Consider the following 10,265-nt stretch of genomic DNA (forward strand, 5'->3'; position numbering starts at 1 on the left):
ATAGTTTCATCGTCTTTTGGAATATGTGAGTAAACATCAATTATATTGCAGGGTTAAACGTAACTAGCCAAGGAGCCTTTATTGAATGCTTTTTAAAAGTAACTTTTTTAATAATGGTTTAATTTTTAAGCGTAAATCTTCTGCATGGTTTGCAACTAAGAAGTGGTGATTATAAATATTCTTCATCAATTGATAGGTTGCTTCTTTTGCTTCGCCTTCTTCAATGAATATGCCGATAACATCGAGTCCTCGTTTTCTTGCCAGCTTTACCGCTTCGTGGGTATCTAAAATGCCGTCTTGATTATAATCTAAAGCGGAGGGCTCTCCATCCGTAAAAACTAACAAAAATTTATGTTTTTCCGTTCGTTTGGTAAGGGCCTCTGATACAATGCGAATAATGTAGCCATCTCGGTTATCTTCCTCTTCTCGCAGTTGCATAATTTCAGGACCTGTACTTGGATGAAGAGAAGATGGGTACGTGACAACTTCATGAATTACGTTTGGTTTATTTTCTTTTTTTGCGTTTGATGCATCTTCCCAGAAACCGCTGATCGCATGCGGAATTTTCAACGATTTTAATGCCTCATGAAACAAAACAACGCTTTTCTTCGTTTCTTCCATTTTGTTATACATAGAACCAGAACAATCAATTAAAAGATGAAACACAACATCAAGCTCTTTAGACTCGTGCCCTTTTTTATAAAACATACGGGGCTGTTTTTCAGTATAAATACGGAGGAATTTTTTACGAAGTCTCCCGTAAAATTTATCAGAGTGAGCATTTGTTTTGTTTTCAATTGTTTTTTCAATCACACGTTTGAGCTCTTTTACTTCTTTATTCACTATTGATTTTATAGTTTGATAGGTTGATTTTTCATCTCTTGTTGGTTTACGAGCTTGTTTAAAGGTATGGGAAGCACCTATATTATACTTGCCATAATTGCCTTCACTGTGTGCTGAAGCATGAGAGATTTTTTCTTCCTTTGTATCAGTCTGTTGGAAGTTTGCTTGTGTACTTTTCTTCGAGCTCCCTTGTACTGACGCTAAGGCTTGGTCACTATCTTCAGACTCCCGTGCGCTGTTCCCCATTAAGCTTGTTTTTGTCCCGCTTTCTAGTTCAAAACGAAGAAAGTTTTCATTTTCGTTGTTTTTATTTTCTCGATGCCAAGTAGAAAATTGTTCATCCATTTTTTCTTTTTTTTCATCATCTTCTATTTCTTGTTTATCGTCATTTGCGAGCTTTTTAGCACGATCTTCCATTTTATTTGAAGTAGGTTCACTGTTTAATGGCGCTAGACCAAAATAGTGGTTAATAATATCTCCGCTTAACGTCTCTTCTAATCGATAACGAACTTTCTCCACAATATACATAGTATCTTCCGTATTGCGAGAATGGAATGCTTCATATAAAAAGGACTCAATCGCTTCTATATTTTCGTTATTGAAGTTTTCATACTTATCACTAGTTAATATGAGATAGCAAAGAGAAAACAGCATATCCGATTGAAAGTTGCGGATTCGGTTAATTTCATACTGAGCTTGAAAATAGTTGCGGTACATGTTCTTACGGAGCTGAAACATATTTACTGTACCCGGACGCAGCTTCTTGATAATTTCCTCCACCCGTAAATCTTCCAGTAAAACAAATAGTTGTACTAAAAAGCTTTTTAGAGGTGATTTCTGCAGACTTTTTGCATATTCCCGAATGAAAGGCATATCTGAATGGTGCTTATAGCCAAGCGCTTTTAAATAAATTTCACTTTTCAGTCCTGTTGCCTTCTCTACTGAATTACGGTCATCCCAAAAATGACTGATAACAACCTTATGCTCTCGTTCGTCATAGTATGCTTGATACCCGTATTCCAAGAAGGCGTTATTTTCTTTTAATAGGGCGTACATTAAATTTTCCATCTGTAAGAAAAGAGAGGCATCAATTTTTTTGTCAGTAAAAATTTGTCTCATTATTATCCCTCAAAAAAATAACTTTCTGCCAGCTCTCGTACTGTCACTTGTTCCGTTTCATCACTCAGCTTTGCGATAATACTTCGTTCAATTGCACGTAGGACAGGAATATACAAACTTAAATCACATGCATCAATAATACCGCGGATGCTAGCAGCCTCTTCACTTACACGTCCATCTTGTGCTAATGGAATTAAATCACTTGAAAAATGGACAAATTTTTCAAGGATAGATTGATTTTGTAGCTTAGATTCTGTAATTAATAGTTCTTTTAATGTGTTTCCTTGAATATAAGGTACTTCAATGATAACAAAGCGATTTTTTAATGCTTCGTTTAATTCACTTGTGCCCACATAGCCTTCGTTGATAGCTGCAATAACACGATATTCCTCATCACCGTATACTACTTCTTGAGTAAATGGATTAGTCACCATTTTACGATAATCCAAGGCTCCATGCAGAAGAGGAAGAGTCTCGGGCTTTGCCATATTAATTTCATCTATATATAGGAAATGTCCGTTCTTCATAGCTTTCATTAGCGGCCCATCTATAAATACTACTTCAGAAGCAGTCCCATTTGTTTTTAATGTGTTATAGCCTAAAATGCCTTCTACATCAAGGTCAACGGAGCAGTTGATACTGTGCATGGGCTTTTGAAACAAGTAGGATAGAGTTTCAGCCAGCACGGTTTTCCCGCTTCCAGTAGGCCCTTTTAATAGCACATTTTTTCCTAATAATAGTGCTGTAATCGCATCCTCAATAATACTAGTATCTTGTGCCTTGTACATCTTTTTTCCTATTAAGGACATGTTTTGTCCGACCGTTGATTTATTCTTTTCATGCAGCTGCTTTAATTGCTGCTGTAGCTGTGCATTTATATGAAAGTGCTCAAGCATTGTTTTCCCACCAATCATAAAATTATATCGATAAAATAACATAGATTTCCTATGTTATGATAACTTGTTTTGTGTATTGATGCAAAGAAAAGGGGGATGTAAAAAAACCCTTCACTGTAGAAGGGCTTTTATAGTTTTCCCGTTTACAAAAATAAAATTAAAACCACCACCAAGGTCTAGGTACCCAAAACCAAGGACGAGGCCTCCATCCCCATCCCAAAATACGTGAATCTGCTGGATCAATACGATAATCAAGCATCATTTGAGGAGTATGATATAGGTCGATAGACGGTATATTCTGATACCCATCAAAAAAAGGTCCATTTTGATACATAAGGCTTCCCTCCTTTATTGATAATATCACCTTAGCATATGGCAATTTAAATTAGGTTGAGCACGTACTGTATTAAGGATAGATAACAGCCTAAAGAGTGAATTTCCTAATAAAAAAGAAAAATGCCCACGCTCTCCACATTTGTCCTGCATATGGTGATATTGAAAGCTAATAATGACTGAAGGGGGATTATAATAATGGATTATAGACGTCCGTTTGGAGGGGGATTTGGAGGACACGGATTTGGATTTGGAGGACACGGATTTGGATTCGGAAGACCCGGATTTGGGTTCGGAAGACCCGGATTTGGGTTCGGAAGGCCTGGATTTGGATTCGGATTTGGATTTCCATTTGTAACAGGATTAGCATTAGGTGCACTTGCAACGCCTGGATACGGATATGGATACGGTTACGGATACCCTTATCCATATCCGTATTATCCATACTATGGTTATCCGTATTATTAAGAAGAGGCTTTTGGTTGAGGAAATTTGAGTTTATGTAAGAGGATACAAACTATTTATTATATGATGAAACACCACCTTGTAGAATGAGATAAGGTGGTGTTTTTGCTTAATCATTGTTTTATAGTGATTAAATAGTTTATATAAAAAGGGAAATTTTTAATATGAGGTTTGTCATTTTTGAGTTTATATTCCTAAATAAATATAATCTAATTTAAGGTTTCAAAGACTTTTCTCCCCTCATGGAAAGCAATTCAAGACTGCAAGAAAACTGAAAAGGCTAGGTGAGGAAAACTACTCGAAAAAGTCTGATTGATTAGGCTTCCATCAGTATAGGATATTTAAATTTGAGCTAGAAATTTCATCAACTCCTAATGATTACACTTCTGAATGGTCGTGCAAATGTTGAGGAATCTTCCCAATAGAAATCTATGTATATGAACGTAGGTGGTCTTTGTTGTATGTGATGCTATACAATTATAAAAAAATCAATTTACTTATTACTTTGCAAATCAATTGGCTCAGTCAGGAGATGAAATGTACGAAGAGAAAAATCGAAGTGGCGTTTATCGTGGTTGGTATTCTGTTTTTAGTGAATGCTATTTTTTGTTGTTACATAGTGTTACCAGGATTCATGGAATCATTAGAAAATGGAGCGAGTTCAGCAGGTTCTATCCCTGAACCTGTAGAGGTGTGGAAGATTGTTCGATATTTAGTTTGGGCGTATTCCTTTAAATTAGGTGTCTATTTCATCATTCTTGGTGCACTAATGAAAACTAATATCAGAAAATGGACACTTACTTTGTACAGTGTTATAGGGTTTCTCTACATCCGAATCGCCTATATGCCTTTTTCATTCCCATCTTGGTTGTTCGGGGCTTTTGGAGGCATCATGATAATTCTCATTCTTTTGATTATTTTTATCACATCGAAGGAACGTATGGAATCTCCACATCACACTACCAAATCAGTGGACTTGAAACTCATCAGTTATTTTTTCTTTGCCGTCGCTACACACAATTTGTGTGCGTTGTGAGGGGTGAGATGTTTCGCTCTGGAACCAGAGAAAATGATATGATACGGACTAGAGAGTGATGCTCTTTCTTTTGCTTCACATATTATGACTGAATCTTGGTTGGCTGTTCCTTTTTCTGAGCCATCCGGTGGCACGAAAAAAAGCCTGTTCTAGCTAAAAAAGACATTCCATAGTTATTGAAATGTCTTTTTGATTGCTTTTATTTCAACAACTTTCATTCCTTCATAGGATTATTGTCCAACCGATCTAGCTCCTATCTCCTGATTGTTTTTTATTATACTTGTATACTAAGATTTCGGAAAGGTATCATATATCAACATTCATCTTTAACAGAGTATTTATTTAAGATGTTAATTTTATCACACTGTCCCCGTACATTTTTCCTATTAAAGAGTCAGCAACGATTTCCTATTGGCTTTATATTTATTTTCTAATGATATTATATAGGGTATATGGATGTGATTTTCTACTAAATACTTCAAAAGTGAATAAGGAAACATGAAAATGGTGTTTACGTACTTAAAAGGCAGATCTATTAACATGCTCATCCTTAAAAGAATTTCACTCTGCCCCCTGAAAACAAGGATATTGAACGAAATAATATATAATGAAATAGTTAAAAAAAGACAATAAAGGAATGAAAATATTGAAGGAGTTTTCTGAGAAAAGGTAACTAGAGAATCAAAAATTACAGATGGATGATATGTGGAAAGAAGTATTACGGGAATTATAGAATCATAATGATATAACCCAAAGTTTATTCTGTAAGTACAGAAAATATTGCTTGCCTTATAGATTATTATTAATGGATGGATTAAGAAAAAAGACATATGGAATATAATAAATGATTCTTGAGATTTCAATATATTTGCTAACACATACAACATAGATAGCTACATTTAATTGGAGACGGGGAAATAGAATGGGACGAATTGAAAGAAAGCAGCAACAAAAACGCTCAAAAAACCTATGGAAACGTGTATCTTCCAAAGGTTTCCTTTTGAAAACTATATTGATAGGGGCAGTGTTCATATTAGGTTGTGTGTTTATTTTAAATATGTTTATTTGGACAAGTGATGTAAGCAAGTTGGAAGACCCTGCGCCGCAACCGACAATCATATACGATTATGAAGGAGAAATTGCAAGTAAGATTTCAGCATCAAATATTGAGGGAATCAGTATAAATCAAATTCCAAAAGATATGGTACAAGCGGTAATTGCAACAGAAGATCAACGCTTCTACAAGCACAGTGGTCTTAGTTATTTTGGAATTGTAAAAGCAATGTTACAAAACATAGTTAGCGGAGAAATTGTTTCAGGCGGAAGTACCATTACACAACAGTTAGCTAAAAATGCTTTTCTTACACAAGAGCGCACTTATACAAGAAAACTAAAAGAACTCATTTTGACTAAGAAAATCGAACGAGTATATTCCAAAGATGAAATCATGGAGCGTTATTTAAATCAGATTTATTTTGGAGAAGGGGCTTGGGGAGTCCAACGTGCAGCTCAAGTATATTTTGGAAAGAATGCAAATCAATTAACATTAAGCGAATCAGCAGTGTTAGCAGGAATCATTAGGGCTCCGTCTGCCTTGTCACCATTGAAAAATATGGATAAAGCGATTGAAAGAAGGAATACTGTATTAGCCTTAATGAAAAAAGAAGGCTATATTAGTCAAAATCAAGCAGAAAAGGCCAAGGAACAAGCAATTATATTAGCTGACAAAAGAAGCAAAGATTATGATGGAAAGTACCCTCACTATGTAGATTACATTATTGATGAAGCGATCAATAAATATCATTTGACATCAAACGAAGTTCTTTCAGGTGGGCTTCAAATTTATACAGAATTGAATCCTAGCATACAGAGCGCTGTGGAAGAGGTGTATAAAAACGACAATCTGTTTCCTAAAGGTCAGCCTGATCAGCTCGTTCAAAGTAGCGCAGTTCTAATTAACCCTGCCACAGGGGGAATGACAGCTCTTGTGGGGGGACGTGGAGAGCATACTTTCCGACAATTTAACCGTGCCACGCAATTAAAACGGCAGCCTGGATCTACCATGAAACCTTTAGCATCGTATACTCCAGCATTAGAGCAGGGATATGATATTTTTGATATGCTAGAAGATAAACCTATTAATATTAATGGCTATCAGCCTCAAAATTATGATAGTCAATTTCATGGATCCGTTACGATGTATGATGCAGTAATTCATTCTTATAATATACCGGCGGTTGGGCTATTACAAAAAATAGGATTAGAGAAAGGAACAAACGCAGTAGAACGTTTTGGTATTCCTTTAAATGAAAAAGACCATACGCTAGGGATCGCTCTTGGAGGTATGAATGAAGGAACATCTCCATTGAAAATGGCACAAGCTTTTTCTGTGTTTCCTAACAATGGAGTTATGATAGAGGCACATGCAATTCAAAAGATTGAGAATGCAGATGGAGAAATACTGGGGAAGTGGAATAAAAAACAAACTCGCGTAATTGAGGCATCCATTGCTCAAAAAATTACCTTTATGCTTAAGGGTGTGGTTAAAGAAGGTACGGGGATGAAGGCTCAAATAGAAGGGCAAGATATTGCAGGTAAAACAGGTACTACTCAGTTGCCATTTGCCAATCTGAATGGAGCTAAGGATCATTGGTTTATAGGATATACACCAAATATTGTGGGAGCTGTGTGGCTAGGCTATGATAAAACAGATGAAAAGCATTATTTAACTTCTTCCAGCAGTCAAACTGCAACGGTGATTTTTAAAGAAATTCTATTAAAGTCGGGGGAAGCACTCCCTCCTAAGGAGTTCGATCTATCTCTTCTGGGGAAAAAATATAAGGACCAATTAGAAAAGAAAAAAGAAAAGGAAGAGAAAGGTCAAGGGCAAGAACAAGGTAATAAGAGGAAAGAAAATAAGCCTGGTAAGAAAGAACATAAAAATAAGAATCATGGTAAGGGGAAAGGAAAAAACAAGGACTAAAGTAAATGAGTTTATTGCTTCAGGGATATACTGGATTTGGATGCTCTTATCCATACTCATACTATAGAAGAAGGATACAAAAGCACCGCCTTGTAGAATTAGCAAGGTGGTGCTTTTGTATAAAATATGGATTGAGATACTTATGAGACTAGTACGTTTTGATAAATAATTCAAAATGAGAATTTATAAATGTAAAAGGATGATGAAATTTAGAAAGTATTTATATGTATTCGATACATAGAATCTAGACAAACAGTTTAAAGCTATAAGTCCAAATAATGGCACTCAATGTAATCCGTTAGTAATCAAAGTAATATCTGATAATTAGCTAGGGCTTTTATATTAATTAAAGAAGAAGCTGTTATTCAATATCATCATTTATAATAGCAAGCATTTGATGATCTTCCCACTTTCCGTTTATCTTTACATTTTTTCTTGCAATTCCTTCTTTTTGGAATCCTGATTTTTCTAATACTTTAATGGAGCCAAGATTATGAGGCATTACACCTGCTTCAATTCGATGAAGCTTCAAATCGTGAAATGCATAGTTAACAATTAAATTCACTGCTTCTGTCATATATCCATTTCCATTGTGCTCTTTATCAAGAGAATAGCCAACCATACCGGTTTGGGCAGGGCCGCGTTCTATTTTAAAAAGACTAATTTCTCCAATTAACTCTTGAGTATCATTTAGGAAAATTCCAAAAGAATAACCCTTATCTTGATTACTGTTTTCTTCACTTTTTTTGATTCTTTGCAATTGGCCTTCTAGTGTAAAAAAATCATTATTTCGTTCGATGGAAGTTTGTTCGAAAAAACTTCGGTTTTTTCTTTGTAATTCTAGTACTGCTTCACCAAGACTCTCATCAAGAGGCATTAAAAATATTTTATTACCATTCATTTGTAACTCCCCTTTTTAGTATGAACTAATCTCATTATAACTTTTTCTACCTTTCTTATTTTATCATGATAACCTTTCGGAAAAGAAGATAGAGTGTAAAAGGAATACATTATCAGAGAAATATAGAGTTTCACGAAATAAGTAAAAGTAAGTGTTGTAGAGGAATTCTACCAACAGTTGCATAGTAGCAACTCAACCACTGTTTGATGGGACGGCGTTTAGGAATGTGCTATGCTGTTTTTAACGGTGTGCACGCTGTATAATTTGACCATAGGGGGAGTGAAAATGATCGATTCACGTAAGGTAGGAGCCTATATTTCAAAACTTCGCAAAGATCGAGATATGACCCAAGTAGAACTTGCAGATCAATTAAACGTTAGTCATCAAGCAGTATCAAAATGGGAGCGAGGTGAATCACTTCCAGATATTACAATGTTTCCGCTGCTTGCGAAATTATTTGAAAAAACAGTAGATGAAATATTGAATGCAGAAGAAAAAATGAAAAATCCAGACCAGCAATATGTAGGGAAAATTGTTGAAGAAATAGTTGAGAACAAACCAGAGCAAGTAGCAGAGATGATTAATAGGGGACAGGTGAAAATAACAGAATTGGCTGAATTAGCTCCTATGGTAAAGGCGAGCTCTTTACATAAAGTTACTGAAAAGGTAGATAAAAATTATTTTAGTTTAGACTTAATTAAGAAGATGGCACCATTTCTTGGAATGGAGGTGTTGGATAAACTGGTGTATTGTACAAAAGAGGAGGATGTGCAGTGGAATGTTATTTCTGGTCTGGCTCCGTTCCTCAGTAAAGACGCTTTAAATCATTTAGTAAATAACACAATTGATAGCTCTTTGGATGTTCGTAATCTTGTTAAAATTGCGCCATTTCTTGATAGAGATTGTATGGATCGGTTAGTAAAACAGCTAGAAGAGGAAAGTTTAAGTGGGAAGGTAATTCAAATGTTAGCTCCGTTTATTAGTGGAGATACTTTACATCATCTAGTAAATCACAGTATTGAAGGGAAGCTAGAGACGAATGAGATGTTAAAGCTGGCTCCTTTTTTAAATGCAGAAAGTATTGAAAAATTAATTGGTAAAGTGGAGGCAGAACAGTTCAATCAGGAGTTTGTAGTAAAGTTAGCCCCTTTTGCAAATAAAGAAACATTGGATAAAATGATAACAAGTTTGTTAAATAAGGTACAATAACTCCCTTTTTGAATGGTTTTTATAGATTTGTATTTATCAGGGGTATGGTGTCAAATTAAACTCGAAAAGGTTATGTGATTTATAGCTGTTGAAAAATAGAAGGGGACAACAATAGGATGGATTTACAAATCCATCCTATTGTTGTCTATATTATGGTTATTAAGAAGATGGTTTTGGCAGAAGGTGATTGTTGTTTATGCGTGTATCTGCTTTAATATTTAATTAAGAGAGTTTAAAATGTAAATAGATAATATTAGTAGATTATAAAACCATAAAAAAAGTTATTAAATCTATTGACGTTATAAAAATAGAATGATATATTAATACATGTCACTTCGGTGATTCGAACGTTAGTTCTTTGAAAACTGAACAAAACAAGAAACAAACGTCAAGTTTTAAATGAGCAAGTCAAACACTTTTATGGAGAGTTTGATCCTGGCTCAGGACGAACGCTGGCGGCGTGCCTAATACATGCAAGTC

General features: G+C 35.2%; 8 protein-coding genes and 1 rRNA gene. 5 read left to right on the forward strand and 4 right to left on the reverse strand.

Features of this window, described 5'->3' with window-relative positions; genetic code table 11:
- Positions 1 to 78: 78 nt before the first annotated feature.
- The 3 genes from J7Q84_RS14335 to J7Q84_RS14345 form a co-directional block, all read right to left on the reverse strand.
- Entirely contained in the window at positions 79 to 1,962 is a 1,884-nt protein-coding gene (locus J7Q84_RS14335; protein ID WP_209095246.1) for a vWA domain-containing protein, read from the reverse strand.
- 2 nt (positions 1,963 to 1,964) lie between these two features.
- The gene (locus tag J7Q84_RS14340) at positions 1,965 to 2,858 is read right to left on the reverse strand and encodes an ATP-binding protein (RefSeq protein ID WP_209095247.1); all 894 of its coding nucleotides are present in this window, start codon (positions 2,856 to 2,858) and stop codon (positions 1,965 to 1,967) included.
- A 157-nt stretch (positions 2,859 to 3,015) separates the two neighbouring features.
- Positions 3,016 to 3,192, reverse strand: a complete 177-nt coding sequence (locus J7Q84_RS14345; RefSeq protein ID WP_209095248.1) for a hypothetical protein — start codon at positions 3,190 to 3,192, stop codon at positions 3,016 to 3,018.
- A gap of 197 nt (positions 3,193 to 3,389) precedes the next feature.
- Here J7Q84_RS14345 and J7Q84_RS14350 point away from each other — a divergent pair, with 197 nt between their 5' ends.
- The 3 genes from J7Q84_RS14350 to J7Q84_RS14360 all read left to right on the forward strand — a co-directional run bounded on the left by J7Q84_RS14350 (position 3,390) and on the right by J7Q84_RS14360 (position 7,675).
- A complete protein-coding gene (locus tag J7Q84_RS14350) occupies positions 3,390 to 3,659 on the forward strand; it encodes a hypothetical protein (RefSeq protein WP_209095249.1) in 270 nt (89 codons plus the stop codon).
- 454 nt (positions 3,660 to 4,113) lie between these two features.
- The gene (locus tag J7Q84_RS14355; RefSeq protein WP_209095250.1) at positions 4,114 to 4,692 is read left to right on the forward strand and encodes a hypothetical protein; all 579 of its coding nucleotides are present in this window, start codon (positions 4,114 to 4,116) and stop codon (positions 4,690 to 4,692) included.
- Between the two features lie 922 nt (positions 4,693 to 5,614).
- Positions 5,615 to 7,675 (forward strand): transglycosylase domain-containing protein, encoded by a 2,061-nt coding sequence (locus J7Q84_RS14360; protein WP_209095252.1) that lies wholly within the window; start codon positions 5,615 to 5,617, stop codon positions 7,673 to 7,675.
- Positions 7,676 to 8,036: 361 nt separating this feature from the next.
- Here J7Q84_RS14360 and J7Q84_RS14365 read toward each other — a convergent pair whose 3' ends face one another.
- Positions 8,037 to 8,576, reverse strand: coding sequence for a GNAT family N-acetyltransferase (locus J7Q84_RS14365; RefSeq protein WP_209095253.1), 540 nt, complete (start codon positions 8,574 to 8,576; stop codon positions 8,037 to 8,039).
- 285 nt (positions 8,577 to 8,861) lie between these two features.
- On the opposite strand from J7Q84_RS14365, the gene J7Q84_RS14370 reads away from it, so the two are divergent.
- A complete protein-coding gene (locus J7Q84_RS14370) occupies positions 8,862 to 9,785 on the forward strand; it encodes a helix-turn-helix transcriptional regulator (protein ID WP_209095254.1) in 924 nt (307 codons plus the stop codon).
- 417 nt (positions 9,786 to 10,202) lie between these two features.
- Positions 10,203 to 10,265 (forward strand): 16S ribosomal RNA (locus tag J7Q84_RS14375); the annotation flags it as partial.

Origin of the sequence: Bacillus sp. 165 (assembly GCF_017742235.1) — a bacterium.
Taxonomy (GTDB): Bacteria; Bacillota; Bacilli; order Bacillales; family Bacillaceae_G; genus JAGHKQ01.

Bases quoted from the DNA above. Each gene is read 5' to 3' on its own strand.
- J7Q84_RS14360 (WP_209095252.1), top strand. From the start codon at position 5,615: ATGGGACGAATTGAAAGAAAGCAGCAACAAAAACGCTCAAAAAACCTA.
- J7Q84_RS14345 (WP_209095248.1), bottom strand. From the start codon at position 3,192: ATGTATCAAAATGGACCTTTTTTTGATGGGTATCAGAATATACCGTCT.
- J7Q84_RS14335 (WP_209095246.1), bottom strand. From the start codon at position 1,962: ATGAGACAAATTTTTACTGACAAAAAAATTGATGCCTCTCTTTTCTTA.
- J7Q84_RS14370 (WP_209095254.1), top strand. From the start codon at position 8,862: ATGATCGATTCACGTAAGGTAGGAGCCTATATTTCAAAACTTCGCAAA.
- J7Q84_RS14340 (WP_209095247.1), bottom strand. From the start codon at position 2,858: ATGCTTGAGCACTTTCATATAAATGCACAGCTACAGCAGCAATTAAAG.
- J7Q84_RS14350 (WP_209095249.1), top strand. From the start codon at position 3,390: ATGGATTATAGACGTCCGTTTGGAGGGGGATTTGGAGGACACGGATTT.
- J7Q84_RS14365 (WP_209095253.1), bottom strand. From the start codon at position 8,576: ATGAATGGTAATAAAATATTTTTAATGCCTCTTGATGAGAGTCTTGGT.